The 23,692-nt window shown below is 68.9% G+C and carries 20 protein-coding genes; 6 read left to right on the top strand and 14 right to left on the bottom strand.

Features of this window, described 5'->3' with window-relative positions:
• Window positions 1–16: 16 nt before the first annotated feature.
• The gene (locus Q0Q47_RS12750) at window positions 17–2,545 is read right to left on the bottom strand and encodes an HWE histidine kinase domain-containing protein (protein ID WP_293859931.1); all 2,529 of its coding nucleotides are present in this window, start codon (window positions 2,543–2,545) and stop codon (window positions 17–19) included.
• Window positions 2,535–3,050, bottom strand: a complete 516-nt coding sequence (locus Q0Q47_RS12745; protein WP_293859928.1) for a biliverdin-producing heme oxygenase — start codon at window positions 3,048–3,050, stop codon at window positions 2,535–2,537. The genes Q0Q47_RS12750 and Q0Q47_RS12745 overlap by 11 nt, the downstream gene beginning before the upstream one ends.
• A gap of 227 nt (window positions 3,051–3,277) precedes the next feature.
• Here Q0Q47_RS12745 and Q0Q47_RS12740 point away from each other — a divergent pair, with 227 nt between their 5' ends.
• A complete protein-coding gene (locus Q0Q47_RS12740) occupies window positions 3,278–4,009 on the top strand; it encodes a Crp/Fnr family transcriptional regulator (protein ID WP_293859925.1) in 732 nt (243 codons plus the stop codon).
• A 16-nt stretch (window positions 4,010–4,025) separates the two neighbouring features.
• Here Q0Q47_RS12740 and Q0Q47_RS12735 read toward each other — a convergent pair whose 3' ends face one another.
• Entirely contained in the window at window positions 4,026–5,327 is a 1,302-nt protein-coding gene (locus tag Q0Q47_RS12735; RefSeq protein ID WP_293859922.1) for a sorbosone dehydrogenase family protein, read from the bottom strand.
• A 41-nt stretch (window positions 5,328–5,368) separates the two neighbouring features.
• A complete protein-coding gene (locus Q0Q47_RS12730; RefSeq protein ID WP_293859919.1) occupies window positions 5,369–7,018 on the bottom strand; it encodes a glycoside hydrolase family 3 N-terminal domain-containing protein in 1,650 nt (549 codons plus the stop codon).
• Window positions 7,019–7,215: 197 nt separating this feature from the next.
• Here Q0Q47_RS12730 and Q0Q47_RS12725 point away from each other — a divergent pair, with 197 nt between their 5' ends.
• The 3 genes from Q0Q47_RS12725 to ade all read left to right on the top strand — a co-directional run bounded on the left by Q0Q47_RS12725 (window position 7,216) and on the right by ade (window position 10,394).
• Window positions 7,216–7,998: a tRNA-uridine aminocarboxypropyltransferase gene (locus Q0Q47_RS12725; RefSeq protein WP_293859916.1), complete on the top strand. Its 783-nt coding sequence runs from the start codon at window positions 7,216–7,218 to the stop codon at window positions 7,996–7,998.
• 68 nt (window positions 7,999–8,066) lie between these two features.
• Window positions 8,067–8,540 carry an OsmC family protein gene (locus Q0Q47_RS12720; protein ID WP_293859913.1) on the top strand — a complete coding sequence of 158 codons (474 nt, stop codon included), beginning with the start codon at window positions 8,067–8,069 and terminating at the stop codon, window positions 8,538–8,540.
• Window positions 8,541–8,576: 36 nt separating this feature from the next.
• Window positions 8,577–10,394, top strand: coding sequence for an adenine deaminase (gene ade / locus Q0Q47_RS12715; protein WP_293859910.1), 1,818 nt, complete (start codon window positions 8,577–8,579; stop codon window positions 10,392–10,394).
• Window positions 10,395–10,582: 188 nt separating this feature from the next.
• Here the strand turns inward: ade and Q0Q47_RS12710 are convergent, their stop codons facing one another.
• The 9 genes from Q0Q47_RS12710 to Q0Q47_RS12670 form a co-directional block, all read right to left on the bottom strand.
• The gene (locus Q0Q47_RS12710) at window positions 10,583–11,755 is read right to left on the bottom strand and encodes an ABC transporter substrate-binding protein (RefSeq protein ID WP_293859907.1); all 1,173 of its coding nucleotides are present in this window, start codon (window positions 11,753–11,755) and stop codon (window positions 10,583–10,585) included.
• A gap of 102 nt (window positions 11,756–11,857) precedes the next feature.
• Window positions 11,858–12,307, bottom strand: a complete 450-nt coding sequence (locus Q0Q47_RS12705) for an Rrf2 family transcriptional regulator (RefSeq protein ID WP_293859904.1) — start codon at window positions 12,305–12,307, stop codon at window positions 11,858–11,860.
• A gap of 18 nt (window positions 12,308–12,325) precedes the next feature.
• Window positions 12,326–12,541, bottom strand: a complete 216-nt coding sequence (locus tag Q0Q47_RS12700) for a heavy-metal-associated domain-containing protein (protein WP_293859901.1) — start codon at window positions 12,539–12,541, stop codon at window positions 12,326–12,328.
• A gap of 115 nt (window positions 12,542–12,656) precedes the next feature.
• Window positions 12,657–15,170, bottom strand: a complete 2,514-nt coding sequence (locus Q0Q47_RS12695) for a methyl-accepting chemotaxis protein (RefSeq protein ID WP_293859898.1) — start codon at window positions 15,168–15,170, stop codon at window positions 12,657–12,659.
• A gap of 138 nt (window positions 15,171–15,308) precedes the next feature.
• Window positions 15,309–16,706, bottom strand: coding sequence for a M20/M25/M40 family metallo-hydrolase (locus Q0Q47_RS12690; protein WP_293859895.1), 1,398 nt, complete (start codon window positions 16,704–16,706; stop codon window positions 15,309–15,311).
• A 59-nt stretch (window positions 16,707–16,765) separates the two neighbouring features.
• A complete protein-coding gene (locus Q0Q47_RS12685; protein ID WP_293859892.1) occupies window positions 16,766–17,824 on the bottom strand; it encodes an ABC transporter ATP-binding protein in 1,059 nt (352 codons plus the stop codon).
• Window positions 17,821–18,606 carry an ABC transporter permease gene (locus Q0Q47_RS12680; protein ID WP_293859889.1) on the bottom strand — a complete coding sequence of 262 codons (786 nt, stop codon included), beginning with the start codon at window positions 18,604–18,606 and terminating at the stop codon, window positions 17,821–17,823. The genes Q0Q47_RS12685 and Q0Q47_RS12680 overlap by 4 nt, the downstream gene beginning before the upstream one ends.
• 4 nt (window positions 18,607–18,610) lie before the next feature.
• Window positions 18,611–19,462, bottom strand: a complete 852-nt coding sequence (locus Q0Q47_RS12675; RefSeq protein WP_293859886.1) for an ABC transporter permease — start codon at window positions 19,460–19,462, stop codon at window positions 18,611–18,613.
• Window positions 19,463–19,484: 22 nt separating this feature from the next.
• Window positions 19,485–20,525, bottom strand: a complete 1,041-nt coding sequence (locus Q0Q47_RS12670) for an ABC transporter substrate-binding protein (RefSeq protein WP_293859883.1) — start codon at window positions 20,523–20,525, stop codon at window positions 19,485–19,487.
• A gap of 124 nt (window positions 20,526–20,649) precedes the next feature.
• On the opposite strand from Q0Q47_RS12670, the gene Q0Q47_RS12665 reads away from it, so the two are divergent.
• Window positions 20,650–21,606: a nucleoside hydrolase gene (locus Q0Q47_RS12665; protein WP_293859878.1), complete on the top strand. Its 957-nt coding sequence runs from the start codon at window positions 20,650–20,652 to the stop codon at window positions 21,604–21,606.
• Between the two features lie 333 nt (window positions 21,607–21,939).
• Here the strand turns inward: Q0Q47_RS12665 and Q0Q47_RS12660 are convergent, their stop codons facing one another.
• A complete protein-coding gene (locus Q0Q47_RS12660) occupies window positions 21,940–22,872 on the bottom strand; it encodes a LysR family transcriptional regulator (RefSeq protein ID WP_367278242.1) in 933 nt (310 codons plus the stop codon).
• Window positions 22,873–22,961: 89 nt separating this feature from the next.
• Here Q0Q47_RS12660 and pcaH point away from each other — a divergent pair, with 89 nt between their 5' ends.
• A complete protein-coding gene (pcaH, locus tag Q0Q47_RS12655) occupies window positions 22,962–23,690 on the top strand; it encodes a protocatechuate 3,4-dioxygenase subunit beta (protein ID WP_293859872.1) in 729 nt (242 codons plus the stop codon).
• Window positions 23,691–23,692 lie beyond the last annotated feature (2 nt).

Below are 23,692 nucleotides of genomic sequence, written 5' to 3'. Positions count from 1 at the left end.
ACGACCCTCGATCGTCTCAGCGGCCCGCGATCTGCATGAGGGCCGAGCGCAACGTCTCCGCCGAGTAGGGCTTTCGCACCACCGGGACCGACCGCATCGCCTCGGGGATCATCACGGAGTCGCCGTAGCCGGTGGCGAAGACGAACGGGACGCCTCTGCGGGCGAGCTCTTCGGCCACGGGCAGAGACGTGCCGTCCCCGAGATTGACGTCGAGGATGCCGATGTCCGGTGCTCCCCCGGCAATGCCGCGCAGCGCGTCTTCCACCGTGGCGTGGGTCGCCACGCGCGGGACGCCCATGTCCTGGAGAATGGCTTCCGCGTCCAGGGCGATGACGAGCTGGTCTTCGAGCAGCAGGACGGAGAGGTTCGCGAAGTCGTCCGTGTCGGATGGCGACGGGGTTGCGGCCACCGTCGACGCGACGACGGGAAGGGTCGCGCTCGCGAACCGGGCCGGAATCGTGAACCGCGCCTGCAGGCCCTCGCGGCGATAGTCGAGCTCGGCGCTGCCCTGAAGGTCGAAGGGAACGCTTCGCCCCAGGAGCACCGAGCCGAAGCCCTGCCGTTGCGGCGGCTCGACGGGCGGACCGCTTCGTTCCCCCCAGGTCATCCAGCAGTCGTCGGCGGCGTCGAGCCCCGTTTCGACCCGGAGGCGCCCGTCCGCGACGGACAGCGCACCGTACTTCGCCGCGTTGGTCGCCAGCTCGTGCAGCACGAGGGCCATGACGGAATAGGCGCGCGCGTCGAGGCCGACGTCGTTGCCCGCAATGCTGACCTGCTCCGCCGGGTAGGGCGACAGTTCGGCTCGCAGCAGCTGGTGAAGGCTGCCGCCGCCGTCGGCGCGCACCACCTGGTCGTGGGCGTGGGACAGGGCGAGAATGCGGCCCTTCAATCCCTCGACGAACCGTTCGAGACTGAGGCCCGCTTCGGCGGGGTGGCTCACCAGCGACTTGATCAGCGCCAGGATGTTCTTGACGCGGTGGTTGAGCTCGTCGTTGAGCACCCGCTGCCGGATCTCGGCCTTCTGCCGTTCGGCGGCGAGGATCTCGACGTTGCGCATGATGACCTCGCGCAGGCCGATCAGCAGAGCCTCGGCGACGTTGCGCTCGTCATCGGTCCAGGGATCCGACTGTCCTTCGACGCTCTGCTTCCAGACCGCGAAGCTCTGGCGTGGTGTCAGTCGGTCGCCGTTCGGACCGGTGCTGTAGACCTTGTTGGGATCGCCGGCCCACTCGAGCGTCTGGACCTTTTCCTTGCGGAAGAAGAACAGGAAGTCCCGCGGGGTGATCGACAGGGGCACCGCCAGAACACCCGCCGTCACGTCGGCGAAAGCCCGAGCCTCCGGCCAGTGTTCGTAGAGCGCGTGCGTGGCCACGACCGCGGGCGTGCTCGGGGCCGATGCGAAGTCCGCCAGCCCTGCGATAGCCGACGTCGGCGGTGTGCTGCCCCAGGCCGACCACTCACCGTCGAGCCAAAGGCCGATGCCGTCGCAGGCGATGACCTTGGCCAGGTCCGGAAGGGCGTCGCGAATGGTCGCGTCCACGTCCTGGTGGAAGGACATGCGCGCCAGGAGCTGGTCGAGCGCGGCCCGGACGCGCACGGTGGCCTCCGCCCTGTGCCTGTGGTGGAGCGAGGTGAGGTGAAGCGAGAAGAAGTCGCCGAACAGCTCCGCCCCCACCCGTTGCGCCAGGGGCAGGATCTTGGGCGCGTAGTGATGGCAGGCGATCAGGCCCCAGAGTTCGCCGCCGACGATGATCGAGATCGACATCGACGCACCCACGCCCATGTTGCGCAGATACTCGAGATGGATGGGCGACACGCTGCGCAGATGGGCGAAGGACAGGTCGAGCGGTGCCCTCATCTCTTCCGACACGGGCAGGATCGTGCTTGCGGCGCCGGTGGCGTCGCCGATCACGCGGATGGTGTTCTTGAGATAGAGCGACCGGGCCTGCTTAGGGATGTCCGCCGCCGGAAAATGCTGGCCGAGAAAGGACTCCAGATCGCCCCGCTTGGCCTCCCCGACGACCTTGCCGGAGCCATCGGCGGCGAACTCGTAGATCATGACCCTGTCATAGCCCAGCAGCCCTTGAAGATAGCGGGGCAGCCGGTCGTTCAAGGCCTTCATGTCGGTGAGCGCGTGAACCTTCGCCATGAGCGCGCGCACGATGTCGAGCGGATCCTCCCGGCTCTGGGCGGAGGCCGGTTCGAACTCGATGATCATCGCGCCCTCGAAGCGGTGCACCGACACGTCGAACAGCGTGCCGACGGGCAGCACCACGGCGCGCAGGAGGCCCGGCCGCCGAGGATCGGACGACTTCGTCGCGGCGTTGAACAGGTCGTGGACGAGAGCCTCCTCGAACACGTCCCCCAGGGTCAGGTCCAACGGACTGACGGTCAGCCCCAGCATGGCGACCGCGTTCTCGGAGCAGCGCAGGATGCGCGCGCCGTCCGCGCTGCAGGCGATCAGGCAACCATGCGCTTGCACGCTGCCCGGCGTGTGGATGGGCTCCCGGTCGCAGTTGGTGAGGTCGGTGCCGTTAGTGGACATCGATGCTTTCAGCGGCCTCCAGGGCGACCCGAAAGACGCGCTCGGCTCCTGCCGCAGCGGCCTCGAGGTTGAACCTCTCGGGTCCCTCCAGGCAGCCGAGGAAACTCTGCCAGCGTGCGATCGAGCGGGATTGAACGGCGAGGTGACGTGCGCCGAAGTCCTGCGTGAAACCGAAGGCCTGGGCCCGCTCGAACAGAACGCGCGCGCCCAGCATGGACCCTTCCAGGACGTATTGGGCGCCGAGCCACTCGTCCGCCTCCGCTCCAAGCGCCAGAGGCTGCGGCGAGGATCTGGCCGCGAGTCCGAGATCGCGGCAGTCGGCCCGGACGTCGTCCAGGATCGACAGCGGCGCCGGGGTCGCGGTGGGCCGCTCGGGGCTTTGGAAACAGGCCTCCACGGACGAGCGGAACGCCTCGATGATGAGCACGTAGCGGCCGTAGCCGAGGGGATCGACGAAGTCCCCGATCAGCGTGTCCAGGTCGCGATGCAGATGGGCCGTCGCCATCCGCAGCTCATGCCGTTTCGTGCGCATCCGTCCATGAAGCCAAGATCGAGAGGAGCCGCGGCGCAAGCCTCGCGGGGCACGGGATCGGTCCGCGTGCGCTTCACCTACCGGCGCGCGCCTGTGCGCCCTCGCCGGTCTGCATGGAACCCCAATAGCACCGAGCCGTTTTTCGATCTGTTCACTAGTGCACACAAGCCGACCAAATTCCGCAATCTGGAAGGGGATCAATGACGACTGGATCGAGGGAGCGCCCGAGCAGCAACATCCTGTCGGCGCTGCGTGACGAAGACTTCAGCCTGATCGAGCCGCATCTCTCGCGCGAGACGCGGACCACGGGCGACATGCTCTACCGGCCCGGCGACAACATCGCGCAGGTGTATTTTCCCCTCGGCCCGACTCTCGTCTCCTACCTCGTGACGAACGCCGACGGGCGTGACGTCGAGACCGTGCTGGTGGGCCGCGAGGGCGCGGTGGGCGGCATCGTCAGCTCCGGCTTCCTGCCCGCCTACTGCCTCATCACGGTGAAGTTCGGCGGCGCCGTGCTGAAGGCCCCGGTGAGCAGCATCCAGGCGGCCAAGGAGCAGTCCGCGAGCTTTCGGCGGCTGTTCTCCCGCTACGCCGACTGCCTGATGGCCCAGATGTTCCAGGCGACCGCGTGCAACGCGCTCCACAGCATCGAGCAGCGGACCGCGAAATGGATCCTGGCCGCGATGGACCGGACGGGCGAACACGTCGTGCCGCTGACCCACGAGGAACTGGCGTCCCTGCTGGGCGTCGGCCGCAGCTACACCAGCCGTGTGCTGCAGAAGTTCAGGGCCGAGGGGGTCCTGACCACGGCGCGCGGGTCGTTGATGGTGAAGGACAAGGACGCGCTGATCCAGCGCTCCTGCACCTGCAACGAAAGCGTCCGCGGCCATTTCGACCGCGTCCTCAGGGGCGTCTATCCGGACGCGGACTGACGCCCCGAAAGGCCGATCACGCGCCCGTCACGCGCCAGATGACGTCGCCGACGTCGTCCACCACCAGCAGCGATCCATCAGGGCCAAGCGAGACGCCCACCGGACGGCCGTAGCTGTCCTTCTCGTCGGGCGAGAGGAAGCCCGAGAGGATGTCGCGCGGCGGGCCGGCGGGCCGGCCGTTCTCGAAGGGGATGAAGATTACCTTGTAGCCCGACAGCGTGCTGCGGTTCCACGAGCCGTGCTGGCCGATGACCATGCCGTCGGGGAAGCCCGGCAGCGTGCCGGCGGGCATCCAGCACAGGCCCAGCGAGGCCGTGTGGCCGCCGAGCGCGTAGTCCGGGATGGTGGAGTTGGCGACGGCCTGCGCGTCCTGCGGCACGCGGTCGTCGACCACGCGGTCCCAGTAGCTGTAGGGCCAGCCGTAGAAGGCACCGTCCTTGACCGAGGTGAGATAGTCCGGCGGCGTCTCGTCGCCGAGGCCGTCACGCTCGTTGACGACCGTCCACAGCACGCCCGTCGTCGGCTCGAACGCCATGCCCACCGCGTTGCGCAGGCCGCCCGCGAAGATGCGGCTGGAGCCGGTCGCGAGGTCGATCTCCCAGATGCAGGCCCGGCCTTCCTCTTCCTTGAAGCCCTTGTCGGCGATGTTCGTCAGCGAGCCCACGCCGGCATAGAGCTTGGTCCCGTCGGGCGAGAGCAGCAGGCTGCGCGTCCAGTGGCCGCCGGGCTTGAACGTGGTCACGCGCCGCGCCGGCCCGGTGACCTTCATGGTGGCGCGGTCGAACGGGAAGGCCATCACGCCGTCGGTGTTGCCGACGTAGAAGGTGTCGTCCTTGAGCGCCATGCCGAAGGGCTGGTTGAGCTTCTCGAGGAAGACCTCCGAGACCTCCGCGTTGCCGTCCCCGTCGGCGTCGCGCAGGCGGGTGATGCGGTTGGCGCTGACGCCGACCGCGCCGGCCCGGCGCATGGTGGCACGGATGGCGTAGTCGAAGATCGACTTCAGCGGCCCCGGCACGCTGCGGGATTCCGCCACCAGCACGTCGCCGTTGGGCAGCACCTCGAGCCAGCGCGGATGGTCGAGGTCGGTCGCGAAGGCGTTCACCTTCAGGCCCGGCGCGGTGGTCGGAAGCTGGCCCGGAATCCAGCCCTTCGCCGTCGGCATCTTCAGGGTCGGCACCTTGCCTTGCGGCTTGGCCCTGGGGATCGCCGGCGTCTGGCCGAAGGCGGGGGTCGGGTCGCCGTCCTGCATGCGGCGCTTGGCGACCGCGGCGGCACCGACGAGGGCGACGGCGCGGGCAAAGAGGCTCTGGAAGTCCATGGTGGTCCTCGGCTGGATCGGGGGAGGGATCGCGGGTCCGCTCAGTAGCGGGCGTCCTCGAGCCCACAAAAGGGATCGACGGGGTTGTTGCGGTTGAACGGAGCCTCGCCGGTGAGGAGATCGACGACGGCGCGCTGCATCGTCTCCGAATTGGCGTAGGCGTTGATGTAGGTCGGCACCCGCGGCGCGTCGTAGAGCATGTAGGGATAGCCGAACGAGACCATGACGGTCGGGATGTCGTGCCAGTAGCGCTTCATGGCCCTGCCGAAGAAGCCCGTGAGCTTGAGCCAGTCGAGGAAGATCCGCCCGCGCGTGAGCAGCGTCTCCTCGCCGAAGAGGTAGAGCATCACGTCGTACTGGCCGGGCTCCGGCACCATGTCCTTGGCCGCCAGCGTCACCTCGAAGCCGCGGGCCCGCAGCATGTCGGGCAGAGCGAAGGGCAGGGGATCGTCCTTGAACGGGAAGACGATGCCGCCGGACACGACGAAGACCCGCTTGTGCTTGCGCGGATCGAGCGGCAGCAGGCCGGTGACGTCCTTCACGAGCGTCGGCGCGCGGCGGGCCAGCGCCTCGGCATAGGCGCGATGGGCGGCCGTGTCGGGGTCCTTGCGGGCCGGCGCGGGCTTGTGCAGGCCGAGCGCCGCCTTCAGGGCGAGCTGGCGCGCGACGGCCTCGTCCACCCGCGCCCATGTCAGCCGCCCGTCGGCGAGCGCGGCCTCGAGATATCCGAGGTCGCGAACCGGATCGTCGGAGAACAGGATCACGTCGCAGCCGCTGCTGACGATCTCGGGCAGGTGCTCCGAGCGCTTCGACCAGGAGCCGAGGCCCGCCATCGGCGTGGCGTCGGAGACGATCAGCCCGTTGAAGCCGAGGCGTCCGCGCAGCAGGTCCTCGTTGAGCAGCCTGCTGATCGTCGCCGGCCGGAAGGCCTCGACGCCGGCATCGGGCTGGTGCGAACGCACGAAGGCCGGCAGGGCGATGTGCGCCGACATCACGGACATCACGCCGGCGTCGATCGCCTTGCGGTAGAGCCGGCCGAACGTCGCCTCCCAGGCGTCCATGTCGAGTGGGTTGATCGTGGTCACGAGGTGCTGGTCGCGGTCGTCGTAGCCTTCGCCCGGCCAGTGCTTCACGGTCGCGCCGATGCCGAGCGTCTGGAAGGCCCGGATCTGGGCCAGCGCGTGGCGCTCGATGACGTCGACGTCCGAGCCGAAGCCGCGGGTGGCGACGATGGCGCTGCGCCATGCCGCATTGATGTCGAGGAGCGGCGTGAAGCTCCAGTTGATGCCCGCGGCATGGGCCTCCTCGGCCATGATGCGGGCCACCTCGGCGGTCGCCTCGACGTCGTCGATGGCGGCGAGCGCCAGCGGGTTGGGCAGTTCGGCGCCGGCGGGCAGGCTGGCGCGGCTGCCCTCCAGGTCGGCGGACACGAGCACCGGGACGGGAAGCGCCGCGTTGAATCGGGCCACGAGCGCCCGATCGGCCTCGAAGGTCGCGCTGCCCTTGCGCGTGATGCCGCCCGGCCGGAACGCGAGCGCCGCCTCGACCTCGGCGCCTTCGTTGCCGGGGAGGCGCAGGTTGAACAGATGGCGCAGCCTGTCGTCCGGGGAGAGCCGCGCGAGCGTCTCGGCCACCCAGCGTCGTCCCTCGGCGTCGAGGTTGAAGGGTGCGCGGGAGAAGCTCTCGGTCACGGCATGGTCCTCCGGGTGCGAACGTCGCGCGGCACCATAGAGGCAGAGACGCCCGCGTGCGAGCCCCGCGCCGTCAGACCACCATTGCTCGCGTGCCGGCCACGCTTCAGCCCGCGCGGTCCGCCGGGAGCCATGGCGGAACGCCCGCACCGGGTCGCCATGCTCGTCAGTGCCGCGGGCCCGGTGTATGAGGGGCGATGACCTCGCCCGACGACCAGCAGCCAGTCCCCGTTCCGGATCCGCTCGCGCCGTGCCCGCACTGCGCCAAGCCCGCGCCCCTGTGCGTCTGCGAGGCCGTGACCCCCGTCGAGTCCCGCCTGACGGTGCTCATCCTGCAGCATCCCCAGGAACAGGATCGCCTCCTGGGCACGGCCCGGCTCGCGGCCCGGTATTTCGACAAGGCCGTGTTCCGGGTCGGCCTGTCCTGGCCGAGCCTGTCGAAGGCGCTCGGACGCGATGCCGACCCGGCCCGCTGGGCCGTTCTGCATCTGGGCGCCATGCGCGGCGCCGACCTGCCGCCCGATCGCGAGGTCGTGGTGTTCGACCGCAAGGGCGTCATGATGCCGGACCAGGACGCCGCGCTCGACGGGCTGGAGGGGATCGTCGCCTTCGACGGAACGTGGAGCCAGGCCAAGACCCTGTGGTGGCGCAACGCGTGGGTGCTCAAGGCACGCCGCCTCGTGCTCAACCCGCGGCAACCGTCGCTGTATGGCCGGCTGCGCCGCGAGCCCCGCCGGGAGGGCCTGTCGACCATCGAGGCCATCGGCCTCGCCGTGTCCGCCGTCGAGCGCCGGCCAGAGATCCGGGACACCCTTCGCACCGGCTTCACGGCCATGCTGGACCGCTATCGCGACGCGGCCCAGGCCAGTGACGAGGGGCAGGTGGCGTCGTTGATCCGCGAGGCCGAGCGCGGTGCGACGAAATCGGTCAGCGCCCGGCGGGGCGGACACCGCCGCGGCTGGCGCGCCCCGGCACGGTAGATGCAGTCGCGTTGCCGTGGCCGGGCAGCGATCCTATCGTCTGCGTCAACACGAAGGAGTTCAGCCTCATGCGCGGCACTGTCGATATCGATCCGGCTCTCGTGACGCCGGTGACCATGCAGTTTGCGGCCGAGTGCCCCGGCTACGCGCTGTCGCGGGTCACCGTGCGCGACCACGTCGTCACGATCGACGAGCCTGCCGAGCGGGGCGGGACGAACGAGGGCCCCACTCCCACCGAGACGTTCGTCTCGTCGCTGGTGGGCGTGACCAACGTCATCCTGCGCCGCATCGCCAAACGCGACGGCATCGCGATCCGCAGCCTGTCCGTCACGGCCGAGGCGGAACTCGACCGCCGCGGCGTCTGGCTGGTCGAGCCCGTGACGGTGCCCTGGCGGGCCATCGCGATGGCGCTCACCATCGACACCGATGCGGATGAAGCGCAGCTTGCGGTGTGGGAGGAGGACCTCCAGGCCTTCTCCCCCATCCACGCGCTGCTTCGGGCCGGCGGAACGCCCGTCACGCTCGCGTGGCGCCGGGCCTGACGACATCCCGACTGCTGGAGCCCCGAGAGGAAACCGATGGCGACCGCACCCCAGAACACCCGGCCTCAGAAAACCTGGCCTGAGGCCGCGGCCCGCCTCATCGCCGTCGCCGCGGGCCGTGCTCCGGCCGACCTCGTCATCCGCAACGGGCGCTGGGTGAACGTCCACTCGGGCGAAATCATTCCCGGCACCGACGTCGCCATCGCCGACGGGCGCTTCGCCTTCGTGGGGGCCGACGCTTCGGCGGCCATCGGCCCGCAGACCGCCCTCATCGATGCCGGCGGCCGCTACCTCGTCCCCGGTCTCTGCGACGGGCACATGCACGTCGAGAGCGGAATGGTGACGGCGACCGAGTTCGCGCGCGCGGTCATCCCTCACGGCACGACGACGATGTTCGTCGACCCGCACGAGATCGCCAACGTGCTGGGCCTCCCCGGCGTGCGCCTGATGCACGACGAGGCCGCCGGCCTGCCCGTGAACATGTTCGTGCAGATGCCGAGCTGCGTGCCCTCCGCTCCCGGCCTGGAGAATGCCGGGGCGAGCATCGGCGTCGCGGAGGTCGAGGAGGCCATGGGCTGGCCCAACATCATCGGCCTCGGCGAGATGATGAACTTCCCCGGCGTCGTGGCCGGCGACGCCGTGATGCTCGGCGAGATCGCCGCGACGCAGACTGCGGGCAAGACCGTCGGCGGGCATTATGCCTCGCCCGACCTGGGAGTCGCCTTCCATGCCTATGTCGCCGGCGGACCGGCGGACGATCACGAGGGCACGCGCGTCGAGGACGCGATCGCCCGCGTCCGCCAGGGCATGCGCGCCATGCTGCGGCTGGGTTCGGCCTGGTACGACGTGGCCAGCCAGATCAAGGCGGTCACGGTGCAGGGCATCGACCCGCGCAACTTCATCCTGTGCACCGACGACAGCCATTCCGGGACGCTGGTCGCCGACGGTCACATGGACCGGGTGCTGCGCCATGCCATCGCGCAGGGCCTGAAGCCGGTGACCGCGATCCAGATGATGACGCTGAACACGGCCCAGCACTTCGGGCTCGAGCGCGAGCTGGGCTCCATCACGCCCGGCCGCCGCGCCGACCTCGTGATCACGTCGGACCTGCCGACCTTCCCGGTCGAGACGGTGATCGCGCGGGGCGTCGTGCTGGCCGAGAACGGAACGCTCGTCGCCGACATTCCGCCCTATGCCTACCCGGCTTTCGCCAAGGGCACGGTGAAGACCGGCCGGCGCATCGAGCCGCAGGATTTCCACATCGCGGCGCCCTCCGGTCGCAACGAGGTCGAGGCCCGCGTCATCGGCGTCATCGAGAACCAGGCGCCGACCAAGGCGCTGGTGAAGCGGCTTCCCGTCGTCGACGGCCGCGTGTCGGGCGACCGCGCGCAGGACGTCTGCCAGATCGCCGTCGTCGAGCGCCACCGGGGCACGGGGTTGGTGACCAACGCGCTCGTCTCGGGCTTCGGCTACGGCGTCGACTGCGCGGTGGCGAGCACCGTCGCGCACGACAGCCACCACATGATCGTGGTCGGCACCTCGCACGCCGACATGGCGCAGGCTGCCAACCGCCTCGCCGAGGTCGGCGGCGGCGTGGTGGTGATCAGCGGCGGCAGGGAACTGGCGCTGGTGGAACTGCCGATAGCTGGCCTGATGTCGGACGAGCGCGCCGAAATCGTGGCGGCGAAGGCCGCGAAGCTCGTCGAGGCCATGCAGGCCTGCGGCTGCCGCCTCAACAACGCCTACATGCAGCACTCGCTGCTGGCGCTGGTGGTGATCCCCGAACTCCGGATCTCCGACATCGGCCTCGTGGACGTGACCACCTTCAGGCCGGTGTCGCTGTTCGTGGAGTGAGCTTCAATCCACGACTCGAACCTCTCGGCCGTCCTGCCCGGGCTTGGCCCGGGCATCCACGACTTTGCCTGGGCCACGCGAAAGTCGTGGGTGGCCGGGCCAAGCCCGGCCATGATGCGGAGAGGGATGTGCAAGTTGAACTCGGGCAAAGGGCAGTGTAGGCCACGCCTTTGCCCCGGTATGCCGTATCAAGGCGCCTTTGCGGCCTTCACCGGATCCTTGACCTGCTCGATCTTGGCGAACTCGACATTGTAGAGCTCGCCGTCGACCTTCTCGACCTTGCGGATGTAGATGTCCTGGATGATGTCGCGCGTCTGCGGGTCGATGGTCACCGGGCCGCGCACGCTCGTCCAGCTGAGGCCCTTCATGGCGTCGATGAGGGCGGTGCCGTCGGCGTTGCCCTTCGTCTTCTCGAGCGCCTTGTAGACGAGCTGCATGCCGTCATAGGCCCCCACCGCCATGAAGTTCGGCCGCATGCCGTTGTTGGCCTTCTTGAAGGCATCGACGAAGGCCTTGTTCTCCGGCGAGTTGTGCGCGGCGGAATAGTGGTGCGTGTTGATGACGCCCAGCGCCGCGTCGCCCATGGCGTTGAGCTGGTCGTCGTCCGTCACGTCGCCGGTGGCGATCAGCTTGATGCCGGCCTTGTCGAGCTCGCGCTCGGCGAACTGCTTCATGAAGGTGGCGCCGAAGCCCGACGGCACGAACACGAAGACGGCGTCGGGCTTGGCATCCTTCACGCGCTGGAGGAATGGCGCGAAGTCGGGCGCGCGAAGCGGCGTGCGAAGGCTCTCGATCACCTTGCCGCCGTCCTTGGCGAAGCGCTCGGCGAAGGCCTTCTCGGCGTCGATGCCGGGACCGTAGTCGGTCACGAGCGTCACGACGGACTTGATGCCGTTCTTGAAGGCCCACTCGGCCATCGGGACCGTTGCCTGCGGCAGCGTGAAGCTGGTCCTCGCGATGTAGGGCGACTGCTCCGTGATGATCGCCGTGGCGGCCGCGGTCACCACCTGCGGGACCTTGGCCTGGGTGGCGATCGGGGCGACCGCCAAGGCCAGCGGCGTGAGCCCGAAGCCCATCAGCACGTTGACCTTGTCGTTGACGACGAGCTCCTGGGCCAGCCGCTTGGTGATGTCGGCGTTGCCCGTGTCGTCCTTGACGATGAGCTCGACCTTCTTGCCCGCGACGGTGCTGCCGTTGAGCTGCATGAAGAGCTTGGCGGCCGCCTGCTGCTGGATGCCCGTCGTGCTGGAGGGGCCGGTCATCGGAAGAATGAGGCCGATCTTGACGTCCTGAGCGGACGCGGCGCCTGCCAGACCCAGCGCTGCCAATCCGGCGAGAGCCGGTACGAGTGAGCGGAACATCAAAACCCTCCCAAGGCACCGTGCGCCTTGCGCACGATTGTTGCTTATTCGAACAGGCTAGTGTCCGCAGGCCCGGGGGGTCAAGCACCCCGGCGATCCCCGTCAGATGTGGTACATGGCGGCCATCTCGTCGAGATCGGCCATGGCGCGCATTTCGGCCAGTGTCCGGCCGTCCAGGACGGTAGAGATGGCGTTGCGCACCTCGATCATCATGAGCCGGACGGCGCATTGGCGCTCGTCCGTGCAATCCTGGCACCGCCGATAGGCGGTCTTGCTGGCGCAGGGCAGGGGAGCGAGGGGCCCGTCGAGCACGCGGATGACGTGGCCGATCCGGATCTGCGCGGGCGGGTGGGCCAGCGTGAACCCGCCGCCCTTGCCCTTCTTGCTCTGCACGAACCCGGCATTGCGCAGGTCGGCGAGGATGGCGTCGAGGAACTTGCGCGGAATGGCGTTCCGCTCGGCGATGTCGTTGACCAGGACAGGGCGTCCCGGCTCGGCCCCGGCGAGGTGAACCATCGCCTTGAGGCCGTACTTGCCCTTCATGGTCAGCATCGCGGGCCTGCTTCGTGTTCAGGCGCCCCGGCGCGAGGGTTCGTAACCGGCGTCGCGGATCACATGCTCGGCGCGGGCCGCGTCGCCGCTGACCCGGACTTCATGCTTGGCGAGGTCGATCGCGACCGGAACGCCCGGCATCTCGGCGGCCAGCGCCTTGCTGATCGTCGCCACGCAGTGCTGGCAGCTCATGTCCGGCACGTCGAAAACGGTCTCGGCCCTGCTGTCGGTCATCGTCCTGTCCTTCCATGCTGCCGGCCACCCTTCCGTGGCCGGCCCGCGCCGTCAAGGCGGACCATGGATATGGGAATTCGTGCCCACATTGTCCATGCGGGCCGACGACAGGCGATCAGGCCGCGCGACGCCCCATGGCCGGGCGGCGGACCGCCGATCTCTGGTCGCGGTCGAGGACGAACTCGGAGACGAGCTGCTCCAGGCCGCGGATCTGTTCGCTGAGGGCGGCCGCCGAGGCGGCGCTTTCCTCGGCCAGCGCCGCGTTCTGCTGGGTGGTGCCGTCCAGCTGCGACACGGCCTGGCTGATCTCGTCGATGCCCGTGGCCTGCTCGTTCGTCGCCGAGGAGATCTCCGCGATCGTCTCGGCCACGTCGTGCGAGGCCCTGACGATGCGCTCCAGCGACTCGCCCGTCGCCCGCACCAGCTTCACGCCGGAGGCGACCTCCGAGACGGACGCGCTGATCAGTGCCGTGATGTCCTTGGCGGCCTCCGACGAGCGCTGGGCCAGGGTGCGCACTTCGGACGCGACGACGGCAAAGCCCTTGCCCGCCTCGCCGGCCCGGGCGGCTTCCACCGCGGCGTTGAGGGCGAGGAGGTTGGTCTGGAACGCGATGTCGTCGATCACGGTGGTGATGTCGGCGATGCGGCGCGATGCGTCCTCGATCCGGCTGATCGCGGCAACGGCGTCGCTGACCACGCGACCGCCCTCCGTCGCGTTCTGCTGCGCCTGGGTCGCGAGCGCGGCGGCCTGGCGCGCCGACTGGGCGCTGTTCTTGACCGAGGCGGCGAGCTGCTCCGTCGTCGCGGCATTCTCCTCCAGGCTCGTCGCCTGCTCCTCGGCCCGCGAGGCCAGGTCGCTGGCACCGGCGCGGATCTCGTGGGCCGCGTGGCCGACTGTCGTCGCGGTCTCCTGGATGGTGGCGATGGTCGAGGACAGGCGCGTGATCGTTTCGTTGATCGAGGCCTTGAGGTCGCCGAACACGCCCTCGTAGCTGCCCTGCACCGGCTTGGTCAGGTCGCCGGCTGCCACGGCGGCGAGCGACTTGGCGAAGTCGTCGGTCGCGTTTTCGACGAGATCGGCGACCGCGTTCAGGCCCTGCGCGATCTCGCGCGCCGTGCTCTTCTTGCCGGCCATGTCGACGCGGCGCGTGAAGTCGCCCTTGGCCGTGGCCTGCACGATGGTGGCGATCTCCTTCTCGGCCGACAGCTCCTGGGTGATGTCGGTCCAGATCAGCGCGTGGCCGACCTTCGTGCCGGTGTCGTCGAACACCGAGGCCATGTCCACGTCGATGATGTGGCCGCCGACTTCGTAGCGGACGCGGCGCCGGCGCCCATCGTCGGAGATCAGCTCGCGGTGAAGCGCATCGTTCTTGCGGTAGTAGTCGATGTGCTCGCCGTACATGCCGGTGATGGAGAAGTCCTCCTTGGCGGCCCGGAAATGCGGCTCGAGCTCCATGAACAGGTCGACGAGCGCGTTGCTCATGAAGCTGATGTGCTCGTTGACGTCCGTGATCATGAGCATCGCGCCGGAGCCGTTGAGCCCCGCGGTGGTGAGGGCGTTCTCGCCGGCCATGCCCTGCAGCCGCTTCAGCGCGCGGGCGATGTCGCCGAACTCGTTGTTGAGCGCGGTGTGCGGGATGGTGGTGACGTAGTCGCCCTTCTCGAAGTTGGCGATCGCGCCGAGCACGCCGTTGAGCGGGCGACGGATCGAGCCGGTGACCATGAAGAGCAGGATCGTCGCGATGAGCAGCGCGACGGCCGTGATCGCCAGGTTCATGTTGCGCTCGCCGGTCAGGCGGCCCTCACGGGCCATCAGCAGGCGCTGCAACTGTCCATTGGTGAGCACGGCGAGGGCATCGGAATCCTGGCGGAGCACGCTCAGCGCCGCCTGGGCGGCTTCGCTCTTCTCGACCGAGCCGGCAGCGGCCTTCTCCAGGAGGTCCCCAACGCGCAGCACCATGTCGTCGGCGCTCTTCTTGAACTTGGCCAGCGGGCCGGACAGGGCCTTGCGGGTGGTCTCGTCGGAGGCGGCCAGCGCCTGCTCGATCGCGTTGGCAACGCCGGACCGGGCGTCGTCGATGTGGACGAGGTTGCCGTTCACGTCGCCGTAGAGCTTCAGGCCGACGGACTTGCTGCCGGCGGGCCAGGTCTTGAGAAGCTGGCCGATGTCGGCGAAGTGCTCGGTGACGTCGGCGAGCCGGTTCGTCACGGCATCCATGAGGTAATAGGTGTCGATGTCGGGATCGAGCGTCAGGTTGGAGCCGTCGGCGACCTTGGCGATCGCGGTCTTGGCGGCCTCCACCGTTTCGTCCGCGGAAGCGCCGGGCTTGGTCGCCAGGCTCATCAGCTTTTTGATGGCCTCGCGGGCGGCGAAGCGTGCGCCCAGACCCGCATCCGCGTCACGCAGGCGGCGCGCCGCGTCGGCCGGATCCGTGCCGTTCGCCGAGGCCAGGGGCCAGAGCTTCTCGATGTAGCGGGCGCCTTCGATTTCCTTGCTGACGAAGTCGATGGAGCGCTGGGTATTGGCCACGTAGAGCCAGGTCACGTAGATGAGCGGGACCGCCAGGCACGTCAGAATGACGATGATCTTCTGCCCGACGGTGACCTTGACCTTCGATACCCACGCCATGCTCTGCGCCCCCGCTTCCCCCGGCGGATCCGGTCAACCGGACCCGCGTAGTTCCAGCTCTGGCTTAAGCTATGGGCTATGAATGCCCAGTAAATGGGCATAGGATTTTTATGAAAGGCAAAATCGGGTTAAACGGATTTAAGCCTTTGCAGCCAGGGCGTGAAGGATCCGCGCCCACGACCGCGTCCCGTGGTGGAAGCTCGACAGATCGTACTTTTCGTTGGGCGAGTGGATGCGATTGTCGAACCGTGCGAACCCGACCATCAGCGCATCCATGCCCAGCATGCGCTTGAAGTCGCCGACGACGGGGATGGATCCCCCCGTCGCCGCGACCGCGGCTTCCCCACCCCATTCCTCGGCCAGGGCCTTGAGCGACGCCTGCAGCATTGAGCTGTCCGCCGGCAGCACGAGCGCGGGGCTGCCGCCGTGCTCGCGGAACTCGACGGAGCAGTCGGCCGGGATGCGGGCGCGCACATGGGCCCGGAAGGCCGCCCGGATGGCCGCGGGATCCTGGCCCTCCACCAGACGGAACGAGACCTTGGCGGAGGCCTTGGCCGGGATGACCGTCTTGAAGCCCTCGCCGGTGTAGCCGCCGACGATGCCGTTCACCTCGCAGGTCGGGCGCGACCAGATCTGCTCCTGGACGCTGCGACCCTTCTCACCGGCCGGGATCGAGAGCCCGACATTGCGCAGATAGCCCTCCTGGTCGAAAGGCAGCCGCTCCCACTGCGCCTTCACGGAGGCGGGCAGTTCCTTCACGCCGTCGTAGAAGCCCGGCAGGGTGATCCGGCCGTCGGCGTCGCGCAGGGAAGCGAGGATCTCGGTCAGCAGGTGGATGGGGTTGCGGGCGGCGTTGCCGAACATCCCGGAATGCAGGTCGCGGTCGGCGCAGGTGATGAAGATCTCCTCGCCGACCAGGCCGCGCAGCATGGTCGTGATGGCGGGGGTCTTCTCGTCCCACATGTCGGTGTCGCACACGAGCGCGATGTCGGCCTTGAGCTCGTCCTTGTGGGCTTCCATGAAGGGCTTCAGGCTGGCGCTGCCCGACTCTTCCTCGCCCTCGAACAGGATCGAGACCTTCACCGGCAGCGACCCCGTCACGGCCTTCCAGGCCCGGCAGGCCTCGACGAAGGTCATCAGCGCGCCCTTGTCGTCGGAGGCGCCGCGGCCGACGATCCAGGTGTCGCCATTGGGCTGGGGCACGAGGGTGGGCTCGAACGGCGGCGTCTTCCACAGCTCGACCGGATCGACCGGCTGCACGTCGTAGTGGCCGTAAAACAGCACATGGGGGCCGTCCGGACCGGAGCGGTCGTGGCCGACGACCATCGGATGGCCTGTGGTGGGCCGCGGCGACGCGTCGAAGCCGATGCTCTTCAGGTCCGCGGCCAGCCACTCCGCCGTCCGTCGGCAGTCGGCGGCATAGGCGGGATCGGTCGAAATGCTCGGGATCCGCACGAGCGCGAAGAGCCGCTCGAGGCTCGCGTCGAGATCGGCGTCGATGCGGGCGAGGACGGCGTCGAGCTTGGCATCGGTCATGGTGGGTCTCCTCGAGGCAGTGATGGCACCGGCTGGGGTGCCTGGTCGATCGGTGTCGTTCAGGCCGCGGCCGGCAGAATGGCCGACAATGACGGGACGACGGCAAGCCCGGCCGCGGCGCCCGGCTCCTGCGGCGCGTCGAGCGCGCCGTGGGCGACGAGGGCGCCGGCGGGGGTTTCGCAACGATAGGCATAGGCGCGGCCGAGATAGGTGCGCAATCCCAGGCGGGCCGGGATCCCGCGGCCGGGCGGCCCCACGACGAGCCCCTCCGGACGGGTCGCGAGGACGAAGCGGTCCGGGATCGGGCCGAAGTCCCGCTCGTCGAGCGTCAGCGACACGCCCCCCGCGCCCTCCGCCATGACAGCGCCGTCCTGCCGGGAGGAGACGGTCATCGGCAGGAGGTTCTCGAACCCCACGAACCGGGCCACGAAGGCCGTCGCCGGCCTGCGGTACAGGACCTCGGGCGTGTCGAGCTGGACGATGCGGCCGGCGTCCATGATCGCCACCCGGTCGGAGATGGAGAAGGCTTCCTCCTGGTCGTGCGTAACGTAGACCGCGGTCGTCCCGTTGGCCCGCTGCAGCTCCCGGATCTCGACCCGCATGTCGATGCGCAGCTTGGCGTCGAGGTTGGAGAGCGGTTCGTCGAACATGAGGAGCGGCGGGCGGATGACCAGCGCGCGGGCGAGGGCCACGCGCTGCTTCTGGCCACCGGACAGGGCCGCGGGCAGGCGGTCGGCGAGGGCGGAAAGGCCGACGCGCTCGAGCATGGCGGCGGCCTGACGGGCCCGGTCGGCGGGAGCGATGCCGCGCTGCTTGAGCCCGAAGGCGACGTTGTCGGCGACGCTGAGGTGCGGGAAGAGCGCGTAGTTCTGGAAGACGAGCCCGATGTCCCGCTTGTGGGGGGGCAGCGTCGTGAGATCCCGGTCGCCCAGGCGGATGGTGCCTTCGCTGGGGGCCAGGAAGCCGGCGACGAGCCGCAGCGTCGTCGTCTTGCCGCAGCCGCTGGCGCCGAGCAGCGACACGAGCTCGCCGGCACCCACCGAGAGCGACAGGTTCTCCAGCACCCGCGTGGTGCCGTAGCGCGCGCCGACGCCGTGGAGGGAGAGAGGTTGGGTCACTTGGTGAAACTCGTCAGTCCGAGGGTCCGCTCGACGATCGCCATCACCGCGACCGTGAGCACCATGAGCAGCACCGAAACGGCGGCGACCGTGGGGTCGAAGAACTGCTCGACGTAAGTGAGGATCTGGATCGGCAGCGTGCTGATACCCGGCCCCGTCAGGAAGACGGAAATCGACACGTCGTTGAGGGACGTGATGAAGGCCAGCACGAAGGCCGCGATGATGCCCGAGCGGATGTTCGGCAGCACGACCGTGAAGAACGTCTTCAGCGGCGGACAGCCGAGGCTGATGGCGGCTTCCTCGGCGCTGAAGTCGAAGGTCGCCAGGCTCGCCCCCACCACGCGCACGCAGTAGGGCAGCACGAGCAGCGCGTGGCCGAGGATGAGCGCCGGCAGGACCGGGATCCCGACCTGGACGGCGGCGAGACGCAGGAGCGAGAAGCCCGTCACGATCTCGGGGATCAGGATCGGCAGAACGAAGAACAGGCCGAGGAAGCCCGGCAGGGCCTGGCGCCGCCGGGCCATGGCATAGGCGGCGGGGATGCCGACCAGCAGGGCGAGGAAGGTGCCGCCGACGGCCACCTGCATGCTCGTGACGAAGGAGGCGCGGAAGGCGCCGTTGGCCAGCGCGTTCTCGTACCAGCGCAGCGACAGGCCCTGCGGCGGAAAGGTCAAGAACGTCGTCGTGCTGAACGAGGATCCGACCACCACGACCAGGGGGCCGAGGAGGAACAGGTAGACGACGGCCGCGCCGGCGATGAGCGCGGGATGCGTGCGGTTCATCGGCTCACCCCGTCGCCGGGTTGAGGCGGCGCGCCAGCATGGTCATGGCGACGACGACCAGGAGGGTGATCACCACCATGACGGTGGCGATGGTGGCCGCCCCCATCCAGTCGAAGGACACCATGGCCTTCTGGTAGAGCAGCGTCGCCAGCACCGTCTGCTGCTCGCCGCCGAGGAGCTGGGGCGTCGCGAAGGCGGTGAACGAGCCCGTGAACACCAGGACCGAGCCGACGATCAGGCCCGGGACAGCAAGCGGCAGGATCACCTGGCGGAACACCGCGCCGGGTGTCGCGCCCAGCGAGGCCGCGGCCCGGGACAGGTCGGGATCGATGTTCTCCAGCACGCCGACGAGCGAGACGATCATCAGCGGCGTGAACAGGTACACGAGCCCGACGATGACCGCGAACTCGGTGTAGAGCATCTGCAGGGGCGCCGACGCCAGGCCGACCTTCTGGAGGAAGTCGTTGGCGAGCCCGTTGCGCCCCAGGATCACCATGAAGGCGAAGGAGCGCACGACGGTGCCGGTGAGCAGCGGGAACACCGCCGCGACGATCAGGATGCTGCGCGCCTTCTGGGGAGCCCGCGCCACCACGTAGGCGGCCACGAACCCCAGCACGAGCGACACCACGGTCGTCACGGCCGCGATCTCCAGCGTGCGCAGCGTGACGGCCTGGTTGAAGGCGCCGGTGAAGAAGCGCTGGTACAGGGCGACGGCGCGGCCCGACGTGAGCGGCATCGTCGCCGTGTTGGCGACGGGCGCGACGAGGAGCCCGGCCACGATGGCGAGCGCCGGCGCGACCAGGAGCCACGTCGCCGCCGCGCCCTGCCGGTCGGATGCCTTGGAGGACTTCGCCATGAGATGGCGGATCTTCGGCCGCTCAGCGGCCGAAGATGTCGTTCCAGCGGTCCTGCCAGTCGGGCTTGGCCGCGTTCACCTTGGCGTAGTCGATGCGGCGCAGCGCCTTGATGGTGGCCTCGCCGTAGGTCCAGGGCGCGGCCTGTTCCGGGGTCAGCTCGACGGTCCGGTTGGCGGGTGCGTCGGTGCCGGCGATCGCGAGGTTCTTCTGCACCTCGGCGCTCAGGTGATGGTTGATGAAGGCGAGCGCGAGGTCCTTGTTCTTGGAGCCCACGACCACGTTCACCGTGTTGAAGGTCGAGAAGGCGCCGTCGCCGAGGTCGGCCCACACGGCGGTGGGGATGGCGGCCTTGAGCTGCGGGAACACGAAGTCCTGCACGGCGGCGACCGAGACCTCGCCGGTCGAGAACAGGTTCACGAGCTCGGAGCCCGTGTTGTAGGTCTTCACCAGGTTCGGCTTGATCTCGGCCAAGCTGGCGAAGGTCTTGTCCGCCTCCTTGTAGGGATCCGCCTTCTTGCGCTCGGCGGCGACCAGCGCGATCAGCGGCCCGGCGGTCGTGTTGAAGCCCGGCAGGCTGATCTTCTTCTTCAGGTCGTCGCGCCACAGGTCGGCCCAGGACGTCACGGGCTTCACCTTGGCGGAATCGAACACGATGCCGTAGCGGCCGATGGTGTAGGCCGGGCCGTAGCCCTCGCCCTGCGGGGCCTGGGCGATCGGGTAGACGTCCTTGAGATTGGGCACCTTCGCGGGGTCGATCTTCTCGAACATCTTGTCCTGAAGGCCGGTCTCGGAGAACACGTCCGACAGGTAGATGAGGTCGACGCCGCCGCCGCGGATCTTCACCTTGTTCAGGCGATCGCCGGCGTTGCCGGTCTCCAGCACGATGTCGACGCCGTACTTCTCCTTGAACGGCTTGAACAGGAAGGCTTCGAGCTTGTCGCCGTTGAAGCCCCACATGGAAATGGTGAGGGTCTTCTTCTCCTGCGCGGTGGCCGGAACGGCCGCGGCGGCGCCGAGAAGGGCGGCGAGCGCGAGGGAGGCGAGGCGGAAGCGGGTCGTCATCGTGTGTCCTCTTGCGACGGGGCGGATGGCCTGCGACAGGTCGGCAACGCCATCCCGCCCTATAAGCACGAAGCATGCTACACGGCGAGCGTCATTTAGCATCTGGAAAGAGGGCAAAGCTGCCATGACCCAGCTTCCCGTCATCATCGACACCGACCCCGGGCTGGACGACGCGCTCGCGCTCATCATCGCGCTGCGCTCGCCGGAGCTGGACGTGGTCGGCGTCACGACCGTGGCCGGCAACATCGGCCTGTCCACGACCACCCGCAACGCCGGGCGCATGCTGGCCCTGCTGGGCAGGTCGGACATCAAGGTCGTGTCGGGCGCCGCCGAGCCGCTGCGCCGCCCCCATCTCGATGCGGCGGAAATCCACGGCGGCGACGGAATCGGGGGCGTGGCCCTGCCGGAGCCCGCCGCCGCCCCCGCCGGGACCGACGCGGTGGGCTACCTGCGCGACGAACTGGAGAAGCGCCCGGCCGGATCCCTGCGGATCATGGCGCTCGGGCCGCTCACCAACATCGCCCATCTCATCCTCGAGCATCCCGAGACGGCGGCGCGCGCCGAATCGATCGTCGCCATGGGCGGCGCCGTGCGCGACCGCGGCAACGTCACGGCCGCGGCCGAGTTCAACGTGTGGGCGGATCCCGAGGCCTACGACGTGGTGCTGCGGTCCGGGCTTCCGTTCGTGCTCGCCCCGCTCGACGTGACGCGCAAGGTGCTGGCGACGCCGGACTGGAGCGGCCGGCTGGACGCCGTCGGCGGGCCGCTGGCCGAGGTGGCCGCGCAGATGATCCGCGCCTACCTGGCCAACATCGAAGCCATGCGCACCGCCAAGGGCTTCCCCGAGGCCGAGCGCAAGGCGACGGGCTTCCCGCTGCACGACCCCTGCGTGATGCTGCACGCCCTGGCGCCGGAGCTGTTCTCCATCGAGCGGCTGCCACTACGGATCGTCTGCGACCGCTCGGACGCCGACGGCGCCACTGTGATCGATCCTGCCTCGACGTTCTTCGCCGACGTGATGACGGGCGTGAAGTCGGACGAGGCACTGGCGCTGGCGTTCGACCGTCTGTCGCGTGGGTGAGCACGGGGCCGCTGTGCGTCCTTCGACACGCGGCCTGCTCAGAGCTTGTGAATCTTTCGCGGGTCCAGCGAGCACCTCCCTCTCGGCGTCATGGCCGGGCTTGGCCCGGCCACCCACGACTGACGCTTGGCCCCAGCAAAGTCGTGGATGCCCGGGCCAGGCCCGGGCAGGACGGCGGAGAGGTGGGCGCGCGGTGGAGAATTCAGGTGCAATGCCGCACGGGGATTGAGTCACAAACTGTCCGGATGAGGACCTTCAGTGGTGATCTAAAGGCACAAATCTCCTCATCCTGAGCAGGCCGCGAAGCGGCCGTGTCGAAGGACGCACCCCCTTTCAGCCGCGCCCGGCCTTGCGCATCTCCGCTACTCCCGCCGCCAGCAGCCGTCGCAGCCACACGTGCAGCGGGTCGGAGCCGAAGCGGCGGTGCCAGACCATCATCATGGTGAGCCCGCCCGCGCGACCCTCGTGGACAGCCTCGAGCGGCGCCGCCGTCGAGGCGAAGTCGCGCATCAGGTTGGCGCGCAGGAGGCTTGGGAGGGTCGCGATCATCGTCGTGCCGCGCAGGAAGGCGGGCACGCCCGAGAAGCTCGGCACGGTGACCGCCATGTCGCGCTGCACCCCGTCCGCCTGGAGACGCCGGTCGAAGTCCAGGCTCTCGCCGTTCGGGTAGACCACGCTGACGTGCCGGGCCGAGAGAAACTCCTCGGCCGTGCGCGGCGCCGCCCGAGCCTCCGGGTCGTAGAACACGACGTAGCGGTCGCGCAGCAACGGCCTCTGCACGATGTCCGTGCCTTCCGGCGCGTAGGGAGAAATCAGCAGGTCGCAGCGTCCCTGGCGCAGCATGTCGGCACTGGGGACGTCGGACGGAATCACGCGCATGTGAACGCGGGAGGCACGCTTCTCGGTGGCTCGGAACAGGCCTGGCAGCAGCAGGTCCCGCTGCAGGTCGTTGGCCGCCACGGTCAGGTCCAGGCTGGCGGTCGACGGGTCGAACGTGCCCCGGGCGCCGAACTGCTGCAGGCCGGCCAGCAGGTCGCGCGCCGGCTCGCGCAGGGAGAGGGCATGGGCCGTGGGCGCGATGCCGCGGCCCGACTTCACGAAAAGCGGCTCGCCGACCAGCCTCGACAGGCGCTGCAGGGCGTGGCTCACGGCGGACTGGGTCATGTCCAGTCGGGCGGCGGCGGCCGTCACCGATCCCTCGTCGAGGACCGTCAGGAACAGGCGCAGCATCGCGCCATCGAGCGCCAATCGATCGATTTCATTCATGGGTGACATGATAGCGGATGAATTCATTCTGTGAATGAGCTGGCGCATGGTGACGCCCGAACCCCGTTCAACGGGACAGGAGGAGACGCATGGCCGGCGCCAAGAGCGAATTCATTGCCTGGGATCGCACCCTGCATCCCGCGGCCTTCACCCCCACCTACAAGACCAGCGTCCTGCGCTCCCCGCGCCACGCGTTGCTGTCGCTGCACAATTCGCTGTCGGAAGTGACCGGGCCGGTCTTCGGCCACAACGAGATCGGCTTGCTCGACAACGACCTGATCCGCAACTACGCCAAGTCGGGCGACCCGATCGGCGAGCGGATCATCGTTCACGGCCGCGTGCTCGACGAGATGGGTCGTCCCGTGCCCAAGACGCTGGTCGAGTTCTGGCAGGCCAATGCCGCCGGCCGCTACCGGCACAAGAAGGACACCTACCTCGCCCCGATCGACCCCAACTTCGGCGGCTGCGGCCGCACGATCACGGACGAGAACGGCTACTACTATTTCCGCACGGTGAAGCCGGGTCCCTATCCCTGGCGCAACTACATCAACAGCTGGCGTCCCGCCCACATCCACTTCTCGGTATTCGGCTCGGGCTTCGTGCAGCGGCTCATCACGCAGATGTACTTCGAGGGCGACCCGCTGATCCCGATCTGCCCCATCGTCAACGTGATCCCGGACAAGGCGGCCGTCGACCGCCTGATCGCGCCGCTCGACATGAACGAGCAGGTGCCGATGGACAGCCTCTGCTACCGCTTCGACATCGTGCTGCGCGGCAGCCGGTCGACGCTGTTCGAGAACCGCCTGGAAGGGAACTGAGC

Origin of the sequence: uncultured Alsobacter sp. (assembly GCF_945952055.1) — a bacterium.
In the GTDB taxonomy this organism is placed as follows: Bacteria; Pseudomonadota; Alphaproteobacteria; order Rhizobiales; family Beijerinckiaceae; genus Alsobacter.
The sequence above is the reverse complement of the archived record's forward strand: the minus strand, read 5'-3'. Positions and strand labels throughout refer to the sequence as shown.